The sequence below is a fragment of the uncultured Maribacter sp. genome (assembly GCF_963977385.1).
Lineage (GTDB): Bacteria > Bacteroidota > Bacteroidia > Flavobacteriales > Flavobacteriaceae > Maribacter.
The window spans coordinates 63,460-84,226 of the sequence record NZ_CAXBOU010000012.1 but is presented as its reverse complement, the minus strand read 5'-3'; the positions used below and the strand labels follow the sequence as shown (position 1 = coordinate 84,226).

The window sequence follows — 20,767 nt, the reverse complement described above, 5'->3', positions numbered from 1 at the left end:
TATATAAAAGTCTTTCTGAAATGAAATTTTGTAATTTTGTTACGACGAAGTAGATCAGATGAAAAAAGTAGTATTAGGACTTTCTGGAGGAGTAGATTCAAGCGTAGCGGCATACTTGTTAAAAGAGCAAGGTTATGAGGTTATTGGCTTGTTTATGAAGAATTGGCACGATGATTCGGTTACGATATCAGAAGAATGTCCGTGGTTAGAAGACAGTAATGATGCATTGATTGTCGCTGAGAAATTGGGTATTCCATTTCAAACAGTGGATTTAAGTGCTGAGTATAAAGAGCGTATAGTTGATTATATGTTCAAGGAATACGAAATGGGGCGTACCCCAAACCCTGATGTTCTTTGTAATAGAGAGATAAAGTTTGATGTCTTTATGAAAATTGCAATGCAATTAGGTGCGGATTATGTAGCAACAGGTCATTATTGTAGAAAAGGAATTTTACAAAATACTGACGGTACAGAGACATACCAGTTATTGGCAGGTAAGGATGGCAATAAAGATCAATCTTACTTTTTATGTCAATTATCGCAAGAGCAATTGTCAAAAACATTATTCCCAATAGGGGAGTTGACTAAGCCACAAGTAAGGGAAATTGCGGCTAAAATGAAGTTAATTACGGCAGATAAAAAAGATTCTCAAGGCTTATGTTTTATAGGTAAGGTAAGATTACCAGAATTTTTACAACAACAATTGAAACCTAAAACCGGTAAAATTGTTGAGGTACCTGCAGCTTTCGATAGATACGAAAGAGCTACACCTACTTTTGCGGATAAAAATTCTGAGTTAGAATTTTACGCTGAGAAACCAGTCTACCATTTAACCGATGGTAAAGTTGTTGGTGAACATCAAGGCGCTCATTATTTTACCAAAGGACAACGTAAAGGTTTACATGTAGGTGGTACAACAGAACCCTTATTTGTAATTGACACCGATGTAAACGAGAATATAATTTATACCGGTCAAGGTAAGGCACACCCAGGTTTGTATAGACGAACCTTATTTGTGAATGAGCAAGAAATACATTGGGTGCGCAAAGATTTAGCTTTACATATTGATGAAAAGTTAGATGTAAAGGCACGTATTCGATATCGTCAAGAACTACAAGAAGCAACACTATATAAAGTAGATGGAGGAATGTATGTTGATTTTAAGGAAATGCAATCTGCAATTACCGAAGGTCAATTCGTAGCTTGGTACTTAGAGGACGAACTTATTGGTTCTGGTGTTATTTCTTAAATTAGTGGAAACGATTAAAAGAATCTTCTTTTAGTATTTTTAAAAGTTAGTCACATAATATTTTCTCATGCATAATAGAATTACGGAGCTTTTCAAAATCGAATTTCCAATAGTTCAAGGCGGAATGGTCTGGACCAGTGGTTGGCGATTGGCTAGCGCTGTCTCCAATAACGGGGGTTTAGGAGTTATTGGTGCAGGTAGCATGTACCCTGATGTTTTGCGAGAACATATTCAGAAATGTAAAAAAGCTACTACTAATCCTTTTGCGGTTAATGTGCCGATGTTATATCCTGATATTGAAAAGTTGATGGATATTATTATTGAAGAGGAGGTGAAAATTGTTATTACTTCAGCAGGAAATCCGAAAACATGGACATCCATCCTCAAGGAAAAAGGAATAATCGTTGTTCACGTAGTTAGTAGTTTAAAATTTGCAATTAAAGCGCAAGACGCTGGAGTAGATGCTATAGTAGCAGAGGGGTTTGAAGCTGGCGGACATAATGGGCGAGATGAAACTACTACCTTGGTTTTAATCCCGGCAGTACGAGAAAAAATTACTATTCCGTTAATTGCTGCAGGTGGTATTGCAACAGGTAAAGCAATGTTAGCGGCAATGGTTTTAGGGGCTGAAGGAGTGCAGATCGGTAGTCGGTTTGTAGCAAGTGAAGAGGCATCGAATCACATAAATTTTAAAGAGATTGTCGTTGATGCACAGGAAGGTGATACGCATTTGACTTTGAAAGAATTAGCTCCTGTTCGATTGATTAAAAATAAATTCTATCATGAAGTTCAAAACGCATATGCACAGGGTGCTACATCTGAAGAACTTAAAACCCTTTTAGGTCGAGGAAGAGCAAAAAAAGGGATGTTTTTAGGTGATTTAGAAGAAGGCGAGCTAGAAATAGGTCAAGTATCTGCATTGATACATGACATAAAACCAGCTGGTGAAATTATAAAAGAAATTGTTTCGGAATTTAATAAAACGAAAGAAGAACTATGCAATTGGTAGTTTCAAATCCTTCGAATTAAATCGATATTTTTTTAATTTTTCAAACTTCCTAGATACTCAATTAAATCTCTTAATTCTCTTCTAGTTATCATACGTCCCATAGCAGGCATAGCAGACATTGAATTTTCTTGTTTAGCGATTCTTCCTAAAGGAATCTCCAATGGTTCAGCTTCAGAGGTTCTTAATAAGATATCATTAGCACGTTTTTCAATCAATACTCCCTGCACTTTTTGACCATCTTTTAAAGTCAAAGTAACAGTTCCATAGCCTGGAGCTAGTCTCTTACTAGGTTCTATTAAAGCTTCTAATAACTGTTTTCTATCTAAAACATTGGCAATATTATCTAATGCCGGGCCAACTTCGCCACCAGAACCACCTACTACGTGACATCTTACACATTGCGCAGTGGGGTTGTTGTTGAAAACACTTCTACCAGCCCACCAGCTACCCCCGTGTAGAGTTTCTTCGAAAGAATCTGCAGAATATCCTATCTTTTTAAGCTTGTCTAATCGAGCGATTAATTTTGGATTATCGGTCGCATTAACAGATTCCATAAGATCTAAGATTATTCCTTGGTCTAATTGATTTTTACTTGCCTTGTCAATAAGGCTAGCTAAAATGGTATTGCTATTTTCTACGGGTAAATCGCCCAATACATTCAACATTCTTTGCTGTTCAGAAACGGAACCCTTTTTGAAAATAGGTCCGACGATGGCAGGCAATTTTTCCTTTGGAAGATTTAATTGACCTAATAGTCCCACAGCTGAAGTCCTCACTTGTTCGTTTGAATCTTGCATGCCGATAATCATAGCAGCTTCCATCTTATCAAAGTTAAGTTGACCTAGTGTATTTAAAACGGATGCTCTTACATCTGGTGATTTGTTTGTTTTAAATATGTAATACAACTCATCATTATATGTACTTATACCAATAGCGCTAAGGGTTTTTGAAATACCGATGAGAATTTCAGGTTGGCGGTCTCTAAGAAACGCAGGAATATCTTTACCAATTTTATTTTGTAGTAAATTACCTTCTCTAATAATTTCACCTCTATATCTGCCATCTACTCGGTCTAAAAGAGAAGGGTTGTTCCAAGTACCTAATGCAGCTAGAGCTTCACCACGTAAATCACTAGAAACAGTTGGCCTTTTTGCAAAACTAATTAGCATGTCCAATTCATTTTCGCCACCTACTCGTAATGCAGCATTTATTGCACGTCTTAAAAGAGGTTCTGAAGTATATGATTCGTTATTTAATATTGATGCCAATGCAGGTAATGCAACTTCAATAGAAAGGTCATCATTAATGGCTCTTGCTGTTTCCGTAACTATATATTCATCCTTATCTGATAAAAAGATTGAAATTTTCGGTTCCTGTAACTTTCTTAATATTAAAACCGCCGCAAGTCGTAAACTCCTATTTTCACTATTCGAAAGAGCTAAAAGTGGTTCTGCCTTACCTATTCTAGAAAGTGCCAAAACAGCGGCGTGTCTTAAATAAAGATCTTTATCATCATTGGCAACAATCATATCTAATAATGGTTGAATGGCCTCTTCGTATTTAAGTCTACCTAATGCTTGAGCTGCAAAGAATTTAACTCTATCATTTTCATGTGTAGTTAATGAAATTAAAGTATCGGCCGCTGCTTCATATCTCAAATCACCCAAAACCTTTGCGCTTTGCGCTATAATTTCGGGATCGCTATCATTTAATACCTCAAGTAATGGCTTTGCATCATCTTTATCATTCGCGGCAATTTGCCCAATACCCCAAATAGCATGAATACGAGCGAATTGATTTTCGTCGTTCTTAAGAACATCTTTTAATGCGCGGTAGCCCCAAAAGGTTCTCTTAGCTAATTCAAATTGCGCTTTTTGACGTATTCTCATATCGCCGTAGCTTAAAAGCTTTACCAAATTATCATTTTCATCATCTTTGTAATTATGGATCATTAATCTTTGGGTTTCCAATCGCTCTTGTGCTAGGTCATTAGTTTCTTCTGTTACGTCTAACTTCCAAACCCTACCATAATTTTTACTTCCCCAACCATTTACCCAGTCGGCAAGGTATAAAGCACCATCAGGACCAAAATCGATTCCTGTGGGTAATACTCCTGATAAAATCGATTCATCAGTATTCAATTCAAAAGATGCTCCTTTAGGTTTTAAATCAAATGACCAAATGTGTGAACGGCTAGGGTCACCAACAAATTCTACCAAAAAGAATTTATCCATCCATTTTTTGCCTAATGCAGTTCCTGGGTTATACCTCATTCCCGTAGGGCCGTTATGAAAATTTTGAATTGGAGGCATGATATATGCCGCTTGTCCTTCCCAACGAGGAATGAAAAGTTTTTCATCCATCCAAACATTATAACCATTATTCTTTGGGTCAGTATATTTTCCATATTGCCAATTGGCGCGCCATCCAGCATCAGACCCCTCAACAATATGCACTAGTCTTTCACTTTCTCCTTTATGGTCACCATCATTATCAGACGAAATAATATTTCCAAAGGCATCAAATACAAACTCATGAGTGTTTCGAAGTCCGTGTGCAAATACTTCAAAGTTAGAGCCATCAGGATTACTTCTTACAATAACTCCTTCATTCGGGTATTTATGATTTTCACCATCTATTGTGGTAATATTTGCCCCAATATCACCGATACCCCAGTAAATTTTACCGTCTGGTCCTTCGATTGCTCCAGACATGCCATGACCGCTAAAACCGATGTGTACTGCAAAACCAGTCGCAATACTTGTTTTTGTATCTAATATTTTGTCACCATTAGTATCAGTGAGGCGATACATGCCCGGGCCAATACCTACAAAAATATCTTCATCTCGAACTAATAGTGCTCCTGCTTGGTCATTGATTTCATCATTAAAATCATTCATTATTTGGGTAGAGATATCGGCTATACCATCTTTATCAGTATCCTCTAACATCCAAACTTCATCTTGTTCAACTGTTAGATCATGCCAATCATGAATGCTATCATTGTTTAAATCTGGGAACCATTCATTCTCTTTACTTAATTCAGGGGCAAAAGTTTTGTGTAGAAAAGCCCTTCTTTCTTCTACAGATTCTAACGCTATAGATTCGGTCATCCAATCTCGATGGCCACGAATATCGAATTCGGAGTTTTTATTTCTATTAGAACGTGTAATGTAAATATTACCTTCATCATCAATATCCATTGCTATAGGGTCAGGAGCTAAAGAGTCTGATGCCCAGAGGCTTAATTTTAATCCGTCAGCTACTTTTGCTGAAATGCTTTCGCGAGCTAATTTTGCCATTTCAAGTAGCTCGGTACTATCTTGTTGAATGGTTATAGGAATTTCAATTGGTTTTTTTTGTTCGCAGGATAAAGTTAAAAGGCCTATGGTGAGAATACCTAGTAGAAACTTTTGAAATGATGTCATTTTAAAATCAAGTTGGATTGAACTTTAAATGTAAGGATTATTGTAATTAATCAATAATGAAAATCAGTGTCGGTTTAATTATTAACATCATAACTCCAATATGAGTTTTTTCTGATATTCAAAATATTTGTGACGTGAGTGGAAACAGTATTTTAAAACTTCCTTTATATTTGAAAGTATATCAAACATCTAAATAAAATGAATATAATAAAAACAGTTTTGGTTCTTCTTTTTCTTACCATTCTTAATGTAAATGTTATGGCAGCCCAAGAGGGTCATCCTTTAGAGGGAAAATGGAATTTAACTATTGATCAAGAAGGAGAGAAATTACCGTCTTGGTTAGAAATTAGACATTCTGGTACAAACACTTTAATTGGTAGGTTTACTTATGCATTCGGTAGTGCTAGACCTGTTGCAGAAGTTGAAAAACATGGAGATTTATTTTCATTTACAATACCACCGCAGTGGGAACCAGGTGCTTCAAATATGGAATTTGAAGGCAAGATTGTTGGCGACAGACTAGAAGGAACCATGATTTATGTTGATGGTAAAACTTATAACTGGACAGCGACAAAATCACCAATACTACCTTATTACACAAATCCAAAAGAGGGTAAAACAATAGAGCTTTTTAATGGCAAAAATTTAAAAGGATGGACTATGAAACCCGGCAACCAATGGGCTGTATTTGATGGTATATTGACTAGTGCAAAACCAGGAGTTAACTTAGTATCAGAAGAAAAATTTAAGGATTTTAAGTTACATGCAGAATTTCGTTATCCAGAAGGAAGTAATAGTGGTCTGTATTTAAGAGGGCGTTATGAAGTACAAATAGCTGATAATATAGGTTTAGAACCTTCTTCTATATATTTTGGTGGAATCTATGGTCTACTTACCCCTAATGAAAATGCTGCAATGAAGGCAGGGGAGTGGCAAACCTTTGATATTACATTAATTGGTAGGCGAGTAACAATTATTGCTAATGGGAAAACTGTAATATCGAACCAGAATATCGATTCGATGACAGGCGGTGCTTTAGATAACAATGAGGCAGAAGCTGGCCCGATTATGATTCAAGGTGACCATGGTGCGGTTGAATTTAAGAAATTAGAAATAACACCATTATCCAAAGGATAGAGAAATAGATAGTAATTAAAAAGCCTCCTTTTAAGGAGGCTTTTTTTGTTTTTATTCATCCCAATTTAATTGGGTTATTAATGCTAAGGCCTTTACCTCTTCGTCTTCATGAACGAAAATTTGAATAAGATCTGGTAGAGGAGTTCCAAAACCTGCCAAGCGAGACGATTCACTTTCATCTTTAAGAATAGGTTCAATATTATTATCCTTTAGCGTAAGTTCAACTCGGTGGGCTTCAATACTATTGCCGCCAAATACCTTTTTGTATTTTGAATCCATATTTTTTTTATTTAATACTCGCATTCATTTCTTTTATAAATAAATTGAAATTCTTGAGGGTATTTGTTAATATTTCAATTTGTTCTTGTGCTTCTTTCCAATCTTTTTGCTCAATAGCTTCTCTAACTCCTGGTAATGTTTTTACGCCGTAACCAGTATAAAATCCTGGAGCATAAATTTGATGTTTGAACCAAGGTCTTCTAGGCAATCCTTTTTCTGAAGTTAACATTTGTTCAGCTTTCATTAGCTTTTTATTAAGCTCAGTTTTTATTTTGCTTGTAAGTGCTGATGTATTCTTTTTCTCGAATTCAGTAATAGTTTCATCAAGTAGAACCATTTCATTTTGTAACGGAGAAAAGTCAATAAATGGAATTATTTCTTTTTTTGAAGGACTTTTAATCTTTTTAGTAGGGTCAGCTGCTAATTGAAATGAGTTGTTAGCTACCATTTTGTTATGCTTAATAACAGCTTTTCGCATACTCTCCGTTTCATCGATGATTTCTGTTAAATAGCCTGAAACGGTAGAATGCCATTGCGTGAAATTTAGTGGAATTACATCTGCATTAGCCAAACGTAATGTAATAAGTCCCGCAGTATTTGCTAATGCTACACCATATGCAAATTCAGGATCTTTAAATCTTTTATAATGAGGGTAAGTATCATAAATAGTGTGATATTCACCACCACCATTTTCACCACCAAAACCTAAATTTAAAGCTGCAATACCTGCGTGCTGTATAAAAGGAGTATAATCTGAACCAGAACCTAAAGCATATAATTCAAAAGAGTCTTCTCCACCATTAACCATGTTAGCTGCAATTCTTCGTTCCTTTACCGATACCTTAGTTTGTGGGTCGGTTACGGCACCTGCAACTTCACTGACCATTGCTTGTAAGGAATGTGAACCACCTGCACCTAAAAATCCGCGACCGTTACCATCAGTGTTTATGTAAGCAACCACTTTTTCTTGCAATTCTTTTTTATGATCTTCAACCCATTCTGTAGAACCAATTAGACCAGGTTCTTCAGCATCCCAAGCACAAAATACAATTGTTCGTTTTGGTTTTTGGCCTTTCTTAGCCAATTCGCCAATGGCACGTGCTTCTTCCATAAGCGCTACAAGACCGCTAATTGGGTCATTTGCACCATGTACCCATGCATCGTGGTGATTTCCGCGCATAACCCATTGATCAGGCAATTCACTTCCTTTTAAGGTAGCAATAACATTATGTGCAGGAACAAGTTTCCAATCGAAAGTAAGTTTCAAATGTACTTTTGCAGGTCCTGGGCCAATATGATAAGTTATTGGTAATCCTCCTCGCCATGATTCTGGCGCTACTGTACCATCTAAAGCTGATAAAAGGGGTAGGGCATCTTCGTAAGAAATAGGCAATACAGGAATTTTTGTAATAGTCGGAGCATCTTTTCTATCTAACCGCTTTGCGTCTTTGGTAGCACCATAACCAGGCGTTAATACATCACCAGGATAAGTAGGCATATCCATTACAGAACCTCTCTGAACGCCTGTTTTGTTTTTGTAAGCTCCTTTTGGGTAAACATCACCTTGACCGTAACCATCGTCTTCAGGATCTGAATAAATGATACAACCTATGGCTCCCTTTTCTGCAGCTAACTTTGGTTTAATACCTCTCCATGAACCTTGATATTTAGCAATAACAATTTTTCCTTTTACGCTTATACCAAGTTTTTCTAATTCTTCATAGTCTTTAGGGATACCATAATTAACAAATACCAGTTCGGCTTCTACATCACCATCTGTTGAAAATGCATTGTAGCTAGGTAAAAGTGCATCACCTTGAGCAGTAAAAGGATCTCCCTCTACAGGAACTGCGGTTAATTTTGCAGTATACTGTGTAGGTCCTGTTAGTTCTAAGATTCTTTCTTTCGGATATGGAAATAAAATGTGATAGGTTTCAATTTTTGTGTCATAACCCCATGACTTGAATTGACTTTGAATCCATTTAGCATTTTTCTCGCCAAATTCTGTGCCAACCCAATGAGGCTCTGCAGCCATTTTTTGCATCCATTGATCTAGGTTGGTGGCATTTAATTTTTCTTCAAAACTTTTTTCTAGTTGAAGTTGTTTGTTGGCATTTTCCGTAGAAAATCCAATAATCGAATTTTGAGAAAAACCCGTGAGAAATGTAATTAAGAATAGAGTAGTTAGAATTTGTTTCATAGTGTTAAAATAAAGATGTTGAAATTTAATTAGTTTTAAGTTTAATAGTTGTGCCAGTTTTAGAGCTAGTTATAGCTGCTTGTAAAATCTCCATAGTAATCATATTATTTTCTAGGGAGTAAACATTGTAGGGTTCTAAATTTAATTCGTTATTGATTACAGCGGCAAAAACTGAAAAAGGGTCATCAAATGGTTTTTGTCGTTCCCCTAAAAGAAATGTCTCTTCGGTATAATCGCTGTATCCTTTTGAAAGCCTTAACCGTAATTGGGTAGGATTGTCGGAATAAATAGCACCTTTTGTACCATAGAGTTCCATATCTTTTCTTCCAATGGGCCAGTTCCAAGAAGGTTCTAATATGGCCATTTCATTATTATAGGTTAGAATAATAGTTGCATCATCATCTACATTTGGGTTGTTTTCTGGTTGAAGCTGTTGAGTAACGGCAGTTACACTATTTGGTCGTTTACCTTTAGTTAACCAAGTCATTAAATTAGCACCATAGCAACCAAAATCAGTAATGGCACCACCGCCATTTAATTCAGGATCAGTTAGCCATTCTAAAAATTCATCGGATACCCCAATTTTCTTAGGGCCCTTATGTCCATCTCTAATAATTACTTTTCTTAAATCACCGATGGTCCCTTTTTCTAAAAAATCATTTGCCATTACATTAGTTTCGTACCATGAAGTTTCATAATTCGTTAGTACATGAATTTTATATTTGTTAGCTAAAATTCCGATTTTTTTAGCATCTTCAAAATTAGTAGCTAATGGTTTTTCTACCATAACATGAATGCCTTTCGGAGCGCATGCTTGTACCACGCTTAAGTGATCTTTTATATTACCAAAGGCAGCTACTGCATTCGGTTTAGTTTTGGCTATCATTTCATCCATAGTATCAAAAACGATATCCATAGAAAATCCAAATTCATCAGAGAGTCTATTTGCTAATAATTTATTGGGTTCAACTATGCCAACCATTTTAATATCTGATTGAGTTTCTCTACTAAGAATCCACCCAACATGACCATGTGTAAGCCCGGCCACCCCTAATTTCAACGTACTTTCTTGAGCTATGTTAGTATTTAAAGAAAGTATCAATAAAAGGTATATAAAAATCTGTTTCATATGAAGCTTTTTAAGTATTAAATAGGTTCTTCAATTATTTTGTGTTCTATTAAATCTGTACTAATTGTAAAATAGAAAGTACTGCCTTTATGTTCTTCAGACTCTACCCAAATTTGACCTTGGTGGTGATCGATAATTTTCTTACTACCGTAAAGACCTATGCCAGAACCTTCAAATTTCGATTGGTTGTGTAATTTATGAAATGCATTGAAGATATTATTTTTTTGATCTTTAGGTATACCTATACCATTATCCTCGACACTAAATTGAAAAAAGCCAGGGACTTTTGTAGAACGAATTGTAATGCGCGGTTCTTTATTTGATGATTTAAATTTTAATGCGTTATGTATTAAATTTTGAAAAAGCATTCTTAGGTCATTAATTCTTCCAACCAATACCGGCATTTCTTCAATACTAATTTTAGTATTATTAGCTTTTATACTTTCAGACAAATCATCTAAAACAAGGGTGATAACCTCATTTATATTTACACTTTGCATTTGGCTTGAATTGCCAATTTCTGCATATTTTAATAAACCTTGAACCAAATTTGTCAATCTTGCAGAGCTACCATCTAAATGCTTTAAAAAGCTATCGAAATTTTTATAATTGGCTGATGAATGTTGATTCTGCAATTCTTTGGCAATAACATTTATATTATTTAAAGGCCCTCTTAAATCGTGGGTTACGATAAAAGTGAATTCCTCAATATGTTTATTTTTTAATTCCAATTCATGGTTTAAAACAGCCAGTTTATTATTTTGATTTTTTAAACTAACCTGTGTCAATTGAAGGTTGGACTCGCTATCTTTTAGTGCTTTATTGTTTTTCTCTAGAGCATTAGTATACGTTCTGGTTTTAGTTTCATCATACATTTTAAATGTTAATGAAAGCCATGCTAAGCAAGCTATAAATACAATGATTTCATCAAAGGGTAAGTCAATTATACCTAATAATGGGCCGTAAATGGCAATGTATATTGTAGGTAAAATAAATGCCAGAATATCATACGTAATAATAATAATTCTCAATTTTCTATTTTTACGATATCCAATAAATGCTAAAAAAGCCATTGTCGCAAAACCAACTGCTTGACCAAAAAAACCGCCTATTAATAAAATAAGCACCATAAATGTCGATGGTGCATAAATTGTCATGTAAAACCTAGTGGCTTTATTAAATCTTAGGCGATTCAATAGAAAACCAACTCCGAAACCTATGGCAATAATTAATGCGATAATTTGTTCTTGTGGAGAGTAAAATAAAAGAGTGTCAACAAACACAATAAATGAACCAAGCATAGAGATAAGGGTTATCAGACCAAAATCATTTTGTAGCCTACCTCTTTCAAATATGGAATGTGTTGATTTAGTATTAATGCTAGCCAAGTTGTTAAATTAAAGTTTTAAATAAAATCTTATAAGTACTATTAAAGTGTTTGAGTTTTTCTTTTTAAGGGGGCTTAATAATTCCCTCTATTGTATATTGAAAATATGAATTTGGGGGAGTTTATTTTGAATAACATATTTTACCTAAATATAAGAAAGTAGTTGCTTTAAAAATCGATAAGGCGACTTTTTGATACATAATTTTAATGTGCTCTAAAAAGACGTTAGTTACCCATTGGTACTTCTATTACCAATACCTTGGCAGAACTGTCCGCTGTTAAAATAAACGAGTCGGTTTTCCCAATTTCAAGGCCATACCATTTATTTAAAATTTTGTCAACTATCTCAATATCAATTCTTAAAACAAATATGTGAACACCATTGTCTTCTTTCTTTAGTGCGTAGAAATCTGTTTTTCTTAATTTGTAATTTCCTAAATGAAACTATGTATCTTGATGAATCCAGACTCCGTCTTCACCTCCGTTAGGAGATAGTATTTGATAAAGACTATTGTTGGTTTCTATATTTTTAATAGAAATTATTTCCATATTACTATAAGGATGAGTGTCAAACCCAAGACCTACAACAACCATATCATCATTCAAAACTCTTAAGACTCCAAAAAGCATACGTTCTGGATTATGATAATGAGTAAAACTAAAGCAACGATATGAATTTAACCATTCATAATCAGCATGACCTCTAGTATCTGATTTATGTAAAATTGTTTTCATATTATATTATTTGAGATTTAAAATTAGTCAAGTATTTAACCCAAAAATGTACAGTTGATAAATCATCCGAAAATTCTTGTCGGGTCCGGCTTATTTGATTTAGATTGCTTATTAATGTGATTGATATAGAGTATAATTTAATCTATTAAAGCACGTTATATAAAAAAACCTCCATTCAATAAATGAAATCAATTCTTTTTCTTGTAGTATTAATTATCAGTACAAATTTGACAGCTCAAGACCCTGGAGACGCTGCTAAGCATATTGGGGCCGGAGTTGTTATTGGTGTTGCCGGTGGTTTTGCTGCCCACAAATTAACGAATGGTCAAAGAGGTTGGAAATGGGCAGGAGCAGTCGGAAGTAGTTTAGCTGCCGGATTAGCAAAAGAAACATTTTATGATAAACCAAGAGGCAATGAATGGGAGGCGAAAGATGTGCTTTATACAACCTTAGGTGGAGTGCTTTCTGGTATGGCTTTAGACATTTTAACGAGTAACAGTAGAAGAAGAAATGGTAACGGTAGAAAATGTGGTTGTCTGGTAGCTGAATTAGATTTTAATCAAGAATTAGATTTGCCGACATTTGTAGAAAATGGAACGGGAGATATTTCCTCAGAATTACAAGCTGCCTATATGTTAAAGTAAGCTTATAATAGTCCCTTTGCCTTTATCTCTAAATATTTATTTACTGTATTTATGGTCAAATCTTCTGGTTTGGTAAGAATAGTCTGTATACCATACTTTCTTAATTCATTTACTACCAATTGTTTTTCATAAATAAATTTCTCTGCGATGGTTTGCTCAAAAATTTCTAATGTGTTATTTGATTTTTTCTGGGTATAAGAAATGAGTTCTGTATTCTCAAAAAATATAACAACTAGTAAATGTTGTTTTGCGATTGCTTGTAAATAGGGTAGTTGGCGGTGTAATGCGTCTAAAGTTTCAAAATTAGTGTAAAGTAAGAGAAGACTTCTTTGGGGCAGATGTCTCTTTGTGTCTATATACAGTCTACTAAAATCACTTTCTACAAAATTTGTTTTAAGGTTATATAGCGTTTCAAGAATAAGATTCATTTGTGAACTTCTACGTTCGGCAACAACTCTATTTTCTATTTTATTGCTAAAGGCGAACATACCCGCTTTATCATTTTTCTTCAAAGCAATATTGCTGATTACCAGTGTAGCATTTATGGCATAATCTAATAAGCTAAGTTCGTTAAAAGGCATTTTCATTACTCGCCCTTTATCAATTATTGAATATACAGGTTGAGACTTTTCATCTTGAAACTGGTTAACCATCAATTGACCTTTTTTTGCAGTGGCTTTCCAATTGATGTTTCTTATATCATCCCCTTGAACATAATCTTTAATTTGTTCAAACTCCATCGTATTACCGATACGGCGTATTTTTTTTATTCCATACTCAAAAAGTCTATTGCTAAATGCCAATAGGTCATACTTTCGAAGCTGCAAAAAAGAAGGGTATACCGGTACTTCTTTGTCTTGGTCAAAGGTGAACTTACGGGCAATTAAACCTATAGGCGAACATGCGAAAATATTTAAATTGCCAAAAATATAAATACCTCTTTCTACAGGTCTAACCGAGTAGGAATATAATTTTTGATCACCAGTTTTTAAACGACTATTAAAGCTAAGGTCTCTCCTCTGAAATTGAAAAGGAAGTTCATCTATTATATTCAAATGACTTGTAAATAGATATTGATTGGTAACCTTAATTTCAATAGTATTTTCGTCTCCGTTAGAAAGTTTATCAGAAACAATTCTAACTGCAATTACACCACCTTTCGATAGAAATAAGAGAAGTAGATCTACTAGGCATAATGCTAAGAAAATATAGAAAAATGACTTGGCAAAAAATGTAATATTCTCAAAAATATAAGAAATTAGAAAACAGAAAATTACCCCTGTCAGTGCAAAGAAAAATCTCTTTTGTAGAAATATGTTTTTGAACGCCATTTTCATGATTACTTATCTAGGAATCTCAATGGTTTGAATCAAGTCTTGTATCATTTTTTCGGCTGTCAAGCCTTCCATTTCTCGCTCTGGTGTTAGTATAATACGGTGACATAAGATGGGACCAACTACTTTTTTAATATCATCAGGGGTGATGAAATCTCTACCATTAATTGCCGCTACAGCCTTTGATGCCTCTAATATGGCAATTGAAGCTCTTGGAGATGCACCTAAATAAAGATTTGCGTTGGTTCTAGTATTATTGACTATTGCAGCAATATATTTCAGTAAATTATCTTCTACGATTATATCCTTTATTACTTTTTGGTAAGCAGCTATCTGCTCTGCCGATAACACAGAATCAATAAGAGTTTCAACATTAGTGGTTTTCTGTTGGTGCTTATTTTCTAGAATTTGAATTTCTTCTTCAAGAGTAGGGTAATGAACATTAATCTTGAATAAAAAACGATCTAGTTGTGCTTCAGGTAATCTGTAGGTGCCTTCTTGTTCTATAGGATTTTGGGTTGCAAAAACCAAAAATGGAGGTTGCAATTCAAATTCATTACCATCAATAGTAATCTGTCGCTCTGCCATAGCTTCAAAAAGAGCTGCTTGGGTTTTTGCAGGAGCTCTATTAATCTCATCAATTAGAATAATATTCGAAAAGATTGGTCCTTTTTTAAACTCGAATTCAGATGTTTTTACATTAAAAATAGAAGTACCTAAAATATCACTAGGCATTAAATCGGGTGTAAATTGTATTCTACTGAAATCAACATTCATGGTCTTTGCCAATAACTTTGCCGTAACAGTTTTGGCAACACCAGGTACACCTTCAATTAAGGAATGCCCATTTGCCAAGATAGAAACAATTAATAATTCTATCATGTCTTGTTGACCGATGATTACTTTGCTTAATTCTGTTTTAACCCGAGCTACCGATTCTTGCAGCTTAGAGAGGTCAATTCTCGAGTTAAATTCTAAGTTATTTTCATCTTGTGTATTATCTTCCATAAGATTGTTTAAATGTGTTTATTTTCTTCGCTAGGTTTAAAGTATCCTGTTCTGAATGTATAGGTTTGTTTTTTAGACTCAATATGAAGTCTATTAAAGATTTTGTTTCTTCAATGTTTTTGCCTGCTTTCGCTGCTAATTGAGCTACTAACCTTTCATCTAAAACAGTTGTATTTAGATAATATCTATTTCTTAAATAGATTAAAAAGTAATTTATCTTTTTGCTATTTAAGTTGGTGTAGTCTTTACTTTGATGATAGAGAGATCCTACGGTTCTTGCGAACTCGACCGATGAATTTTCTAAAGGTATTATAACGGGTATAATTCGTTGTTCACGCTTCGCTTTAAAAATTACAAAAAGCAGGAGTCCGAACAGTACTAGATAATAACTCCATTTTAAAGCAGGTTGGTTTAAAACAAATCGCATTGGCGACGATATTACTTTTCTACCCGATTTTTTATAATCATCCCAATACAGCAAATTATTTTTTAGATAAGAAAAACTACTTGCGCTATAGCTACTATTAGCGCTTAATAAATAATAATTTGTGAATGCAATTGGTAAGGTATTGATGATAAAGCTTCCTTTACCGAACGATGTTTTAATGAAATTTGGTTTAACTTGTTTTACTTTCTTTTCATTGTTTAACAACGTGTTGTCCTTAAAATGTATATGACCTAAAATTTCAGTGTTTAATGTATCTAAACTCGTGAAGTAGGCAGTATTGACCCCTCTTTCAAATTCATATATACTTTTATTTAATTCGCTGTGAGTAAAGTCTACACTTACGGTATCCTCTTTAATAGTATACTCCTGTAAAATTTCAATATTAAGAGTGTCAGCTAATTTACCTCTTAGCTCTGTAGTTGCTATAAATACTTGATTGCCTTTTGCGACGTAATTTAATATTTGATTTGTTTCTTGTTCATCTAAATAAATATTTTCGTTTATTAAAAGATAATTAGAAGTTTTCAAAGAATCACTTTTTATAAGCACGTCATAAATACTTTCTTCGACCGATTGTATTTCACTATTCGGAAAAAGCGATGGCAGTTCATTAAAAAGCACAAAGCAACCAAATGGTATCTTTGAAATGGAAGTATAGGAAGGTCTCCAATTAATGGGCCTAGGGCGTACAATTTCGGTCACGATAATACCAACGAGTACCGCAATTAAAATTCCAAGAATTATTTTCGAACGCCTCTCCAATTTATTGTTTAATTAGTTTGTTAATAGCTTCAAAATCTAAAACTGATTTTTCATATTTAATTAAGTCAATAGTCTGTTCGCCATACCATATGTAATCGTATAAATAGGCTATCTTTTTAAAGCCTTGTTGTATGGTGGGTTGTGCGATTTCTATTAAGTAATCAGAATTCGTTTTATCAAAATGCCATTGAATAATATCGTTTTTTGAAAGCTTTTGAAAAGTGAGTAGAAACTGATATCGAATAGCAAGTCGGTAATCAGCACTTTCTAATGCTACATTTAAAAGATTGTTGACATCAATAGTTTCGATATGCTCTTTTGTAAGATTTATATCGTGAAATGTTTTAGCCTTTTTATTAAAAATTGAATTGAAATTTTCATTAATCAGCATTTTCACAATTAAATAAATGGCCAATATGACCAACAGAAAATAGATAAGGTATTCTATTACTTGAAGCAGTTGAGGTGATAATTCAATGCCAAAAATGCTGAATAAACCTTTACCTACCCAATTTATAAAACGAGCTAAAAGGTTTTGTGATTCTCCAGTTTTTGTAGCGTAATTAAATTCTTCTCCAATATATTTTTTAGTATGATTGTCATCTAACTGGCGCATGGTTAATACAGATGATGTATCAATGCTAACAATACTGTCTTCTGCCCCTTGTGCAAAGGAGCAAAGGGTAGCAAATTGAAATAGTATAAGAAGAAAAATATTTTTCAAATTAGTCGTTTTGGCCTATTTGCGCTATGGAGGCCCTTGTGCTTTCGTTGTATGTTTTTTCATGTAAAGCATAGTACAATATACCATTGACAAACTGAGATAGACATTGGCCGTAAACTGCGATAATTAATATGAAACAAGTACCTAACGTATATACAATAGTTGTTACTATGGAATGAGAATAATCTACATTATTTTCAACTACATGAAATGTGTACACTCCAATTATTATTGCCGGAACTATAAGGGCAATCATCAGTAAAATTCCCAGTAGTAAACCTAATATGAAGTTTACTCCCACAGATTTCCAAAAATTTGCGGTAACTAATCTCCAGCCTTCACCCAATGCATCTGAAATTCCTTTTTTCTTTTCTAACATATCGAAAAAAGAGACGCCTATCCATGCTGAAATAAAGAATTGAAATATGTATTGTGCAAATATCCCTAGAATAGGAATTATGGCTAAAATGAATGAAGCTATTAAGATTACCAGATAAATTGGAATTAGTAATAGTACGAAGAGTACAATTTTGCTGAATTGGCTTTTTGCAAACTCCCACACTTCTTTCTTGTCAATATCTGAACTTTTCTTTTCTACATATTTTATCATATAGCTACTCGATAACGAATAGTTTAAAACCGCAACACAAATGAAAATGCCAAAGAAAAGAAAACCGCCAATACCCAAATAGAGGTAATAATTTTGTTCTAACCCAAGCTCACCTGAAACGCTCTCATAATTATATTCATGAGCAATCATCCCAATAAAACCAGAGACCAATAGATAACTTGCAATTAATAATCCTACTAAGAATATGCCATTATAGCTAATGAAAACATTGGTAAAGTTTTTAATATTCTGTTTAAAAAAGTCAAAATATGTAGAGATTATTTCTCCGAAATCACGGTTTACCCGTAACGGTATGTAATTGTCTTTCATGTTTGTTGTTGAGTATTATGGGGTATACTATATAATAGAATACAATTAAAAATAAAGAGGCGGCAATGATTAAAAATGCCAACCAATTAGGCATATCGGTATAACGAGTTATAAAACCTTCGATAAAACCAGCAATTATAAAAAAGGGTATAGTGCTTACAACTACTTTTAATCCGTCTTTAGCGCCTTTCATAAAAGAGATGTGTCTAGAATAGGTTTTAGGAAATAGAATGCTATTTCCCATTATTAAACCAGCACAGCCTGCAATGATTATTACCGAGATTTCAATAGTACCATGTAGCCATATTTGTTTATTAGCTTCAAAGAAAACGCCTTTGGTATAGAAAAATGTAATGAATGCGCCAAGCATTATACCGTTACTAAAAAGAATATAGGCAGTACCTATACTTGTGATAACACCAAAGGCAAAGGCTAAAAAGGCTACTCTAATATTGTTTATGGTAATCCCTAAAAAACTACCTATTTCACTGCCACCTTTATAAATCGCTGCGGGATCACCATTGGCGATATTATTTAAGGTTTCGTTGACATAGGCATCTCCTAAAATTAGTCTGACGAAAGAAGCATCGTTTAATGCGGATAACGAACCGATTGTACATGCGATTATAAAAATCAAAAAGGTAATGCCTAAGGTTTTGTGATATTGTTTAAAAAAAAGCGGGAATTCAGTCAGCCAGAAATCAATAACACGATTACGGCTTTCCTTTTTATTTTTATATATTTTTTGGTGTGCTTGTGAAGCCAAACCATTTAAATACAATAAAGTCTTACTTTCTGCGTAATAAGTTTGCGCATAAGCTAAATCATTAGTCAGTTGAATATAACCATTGGCAAGATCATCTGGATTTGTGTTGGCCCCAAGGTTAATGGCCTTTTCAAATGCTATCCATTTTTCCTTATTTTGCCTTACAAAAGCAGCTTCGCGCATAAACAGTATTTACCTTGTTAAATTTAAGACTTAATGAATAACCTTCAAATCAATACAACGCAAAATGTTAATCTTAATTATACGATTGTTAGTATTGGTGAACGAATCGTAGCATTTTTTATTGATGCTTTTATTTTATATCTGTATTCTCTTTTGGTGAATATAATAGGCGATGCTATCGGTTATATTTATGATGATGGCTGGACACAACGAGGATTAATGGCTTTAATTTTCTTGCCTGCAATGTTCTATAGCTTATTAATGCATATCATTTTCAATGGCAGAACGGTTGGTAAAATGTTACTTAAAATGCGAGTGGTAAAAGTCGATGGGTCGCCTGTACATTGGAGTAATTATTTAGTTCGTTGGATGTTACGCTTGGTCGATATTTGGCTATTTGTTGGTTCGATAGGTATTTTATCCATTCTATTTTCTGAGAAGAGACAGCGTTTGGGTGATGCCGCTGCAGGTACCGTGGTTATTAGTACAAAGAATAATACAACCGTTTCTCATACTATTTTAGAAGAGGTTGAAGATACGTACGTTCCTCAATTTACCAATGTCACGATATTGACCGATAAAGATATACGGTTGATCAAAGAAACCTTTATTATAGCAAAAAAAAGTAATGATTTTAAGACATTAAAAGTATTAAGAGAAAAGGTTGATAGTATCTTGCAGACGAATTCTAATTTATATGATATGGAGTTTTTAGATATTGTTATCAAAGATTATAATTATTTCACCCAAAAGTTCTAAGTAATGTTTTATTTCATCATTGATATATTAGGTACTATAGCATTTGCCATATCTGGGGTTTTGGTGGCCATGGATAAAAAGTTAGATGTTTTTGGAGTATTTATAATTGCCTTTGTTACAGCCGTAGGTGGTGGTACTTTGCGAGATTTACTAATAGGTATCACACCTGTAGGGTGGCTAAATGCTCCAATGCATTTACTCATAATAGTTGTTACTGTTTTATTAGCGATAATCTTTGTAAAACAATTAAAACACATTAGAAAATCTCTTTTTCTGTTTGATACTATTGGTATTGGTCTGTATACTATGGTAGGTATCGAAAAAGGTTTGGCAGCAGATTTATCACCTGTAATGTGTATAGTCTTAGGTACTATAACCGCTTGTTTTGGCGGTGTACTACGGGATATATTATGTAATGAAATCCCCGTAATTTTTAGAAAGGAAATTTATGCTACGATATGTATTCTAGGTGGATTAGTTTATTTTCTTCTAATTCAATTTCCTATTGATAATACGATTTCTTATTCCATGGCAATACTAATCATAATAATTATGAGGGTTTTGGCTGTTCGGTTTAAAATTTCATTGCCAAATATATATCGTAATAGCAATTAATGAAAAAACGGCTAATCTTATAAAGACTATT

General features: G+C 34.0%; 18 protein-coding genes. 6 read left to right on the top strand and 12 right to left on the bottom strand.

What is annotated here, in order from left to right; all coding sequences use genetic code 11:
* Positions 1-58: 58 nt before the first annotated feature.
* Both mnmA and AAC084_RS13330 read left to right on the top strand, forming a co-directional pair.
* Positions 59-1,249: a tRNA 2-thiouridine(34) synthase MnmA gene (gene mnmA / locus AAC084_RS13335; protein ID WP_339840705.1), complete on the top strand. Its 1,191-nt coding sequence runs from the start codon at positions 59-61 to the stop codon at positions 1,247-1,249.
* A gap of 67 nt (positions 1,250-1,316) precedes the next feature.
* On the top strand, positions 1,317-2,258 hold the full coding sequence (locus AAC084_RS13330; protein WP_339840704.1) for a nitronate monooxygenase: 942 nt from the start codon (positions 1,317-1,319) through the stop codon (positions 2,256-2,258).
* Between the two features lie 32 nt (positions 2,259-2,290).
* On the opposite strand, the gene AAC084_RS13325 is transcribed toward AAC084_RS13330, so the two are convergent.
* The gene (locus tag AAC084_RS13325; RefSeq protein WP_339840703.1) at positions 2,291-5,686 is read right to left on the bottom strand and encodes a HEAT repeat domain-containing protein; all 3,396 of its coding nucleotides are present in this window, start codon (positions 5,684-5,686) and stop codon (positions 2,291-2,293) included.
* A 198-nt stretch (positions 5,687-5,884) separates the two neighbouring features.
* Here AAC084_RS13325 and AAC084_RS13320 point away from each other — a divergent pair, with 198 nt between their 5' ends.
* Positions 5,885-6,823, top strand: a complete 939-nt coding sequence (locus AAC084_RS13320; protein WP_339840701.1) for a DUF1080 domain-containing protein — start codon at positions 5,885-5,887, stop codon at positions 6,821-6,823.
* Between the two features lie 51 nt (positions 6,824-6,874).
* On the opposite strand, the gene AAC084_RS13315 is transcribed toward AAC084_RS13320, so the two are convergent.
* The 5 genes from AAC084_RS13315 to AAC084_RS13295 form a co-directional block, all read right to left on the bottom strand.
* Complete coding sequence (locus tag AAC084_RS13315; protein ID WP_339840700.1) at positions 6,875-7,102, bottom strand: DUF2007 domain-containing protein; 228 nt, start codon at positions 7,100-7,102, stop codon at positions 6,875-6,877.
* A 7-nt stretch (positions 7,103-7,109) separates the two neighbouring features.
* On the bottom strand, positions 7,110-9,302 hold the full coding sequence (locus AAC084_RS13310) for a transferrin receptor-like dimerization domain-containing protein (protein ID WP_339840699.1): 2,193 nt from the start codon (positions 9,300-9,302) through the stop codon (positions 7,110-7,112).
* Positions 9,303-9,327: 25 nt separating this feature from the next.
* Positions 9,328-10,431 (bottom strand): Gfo/Idh/MocA family oxidoreductase, encoded by a 1,104-nt coding sequence (locus tag AAC084_RS13305; RefSeq protein ID WP_339840698.1) that lies wholly within the window; start codon positions 10,429-10,431, stop codon positions 9,328-9,330.
* A 17-nt stretch (positions 10,432-10,448) separates the two neighbouring features.
* Positions 10,449-11,819, bottom strand: coding sequence for an ATP-binding protein (locus tag AAC084_RS13300; RefSeq protein WP_339840697.1), 1,371 nt, complete (start codon positions 11,817-11,819; stop codon positions 10,449-10,451).
* Between the two features lie 443 nt (positions 11,820-12,262).
* A complete protein-coding gene (locus tag AAC084_RS13295; RefSeq protein WP_339840696.1) occupies positions 12,263-12,553 on the bottom strand; it encodes a pirin family protein in 291 nt (96 codons plus the stop codon).
* 182 nt (positions 12,554-12,735) lie between these two features.
* Here AAC084_RS13295 and AAC084_RS13290 point away from each other — a divergent pair, with 182 nt between their 5' ends.
* Complete coding sequence (locus tag AAC084_RS13290; RefSeq protein WP_339840695.1) at positions 12,736-13,197, top strand: hypothetical protein; 462 nt, start codon at positions 12,736-12,738, stop codon at positions 13,195-13,197.
* Positions 13,198-13,199: 2 nt separating this feature from the next.
* Here AAC084_RS13290 and AAC084_RS13285 read toward each other — a convergent pair whose 3' ends face one another.
* From AAC084_RS13285 to AAC084_RS13260, 6 genes are read right to left on the bottom strand one after another with little or no spacing between them, the layout of a single operon-like run.
* On the bottom strand, positions 13,200-14,534 hold the full coding sequence (locus tag AAC084_RS13285) for a DUF58 domain-containing protein (RefSeq protein WP_339840694.1): 1,335 nt from the start codon (positions 14,532-14,534) through the stop codon (positions 13,200-13,202).
* Between the two features lie 6 nt (positions 14,535-14,540).
* Positions 14,541-15,539, bottom strand: a complete 999-nt coding sequence (locus tag AAC084_RS13280; RefSeq protein WP_339840693.1) for a MoxR family ATPase — start codon at positions 15,537-15,539, stop codon at positions 14,541-14,543.
* On the bottom strand, positions 15,529-16,749 hold the full coding sequence (locus tag AAC084_RS13275) for a DUF4350 domain-containing protein (RefSeq protein ID WP_339840692.1): 1,221 nt from the start codon (positions 16,747-16,749) through the stop codon (positions 15,529-15,531). Before AAC084_RS13275 ends, AAC084_RS13280 begins: the two co-directional genes overlap by 11 nt.
* 1 nt (position 16,750) lies before the next feature.
* Positions 16,751-17,473 (bottom strand): hypothetical protein, encoded by a 723-nt coding sequence (locus AAC084_RS13270; protein ID WP_339840691.1) that lies wholly within the window; start codon positions 17,471-17,473, stop codon positions 16,751-16,753.
* A 1-nt stretch (position 17,474) separates the two neighbouring features.
* Complete coding sequence (locus tag AAC084_RS13265; protein WP_339840690.1) at positions 17,475-18,413, bottom strand: hypothetical protein; 939 nt, start codon at positions 18,411-18,413, stop codon at positions 17,475-17,477.
* Positions 18,376-19,362 carry a stage II sporulation protein M gene (locus tag AAC084_RS13260; protein WP_339840689.1) on the bottom strand — a complete coding sequence of 329 codons (987 nt, stop codon included), beginning with the start codon at positions 19,360-19,362 and terminating at the stop codon, positions 18,376-18,378. The genes AAC084_RS13265 and AAC084_RS13260 overlap by 38 nt, the downstream gene beginning before the upstream one ends.
* A gap of 33 nt (positions 19,363-19,395) precedes the next feature.
* On the opposite strand from AAC084_RS13260, the gene AAC084_RS13255 reads away from it, so the two are divergent.
* Complete coding sequence (locus tag AAC084_RS13255) at positions 19,396-20,121, top strand: RDD family protein (RefSeq protein WP_339840688.1); 726 nt, start codon at positions 19,396-19,398, stop codon at positions 20,119-20,121.
* A 3-nt stretch (positions 20,122-20,124) separates the two neighbouring features.
* Positions 20,125-20,736, top strand: a complete 612-nt coding sequence (locus AAC084_RS13250; RefSeq protein WP_339840687.1) for a trimeric intracellular cation channel family protein — start codon at positions 20,125-20,127, stop codon at positions 20,734-20,736.
* Positions 20,737-20,767 lie beyond the last annotated feature (31 nt).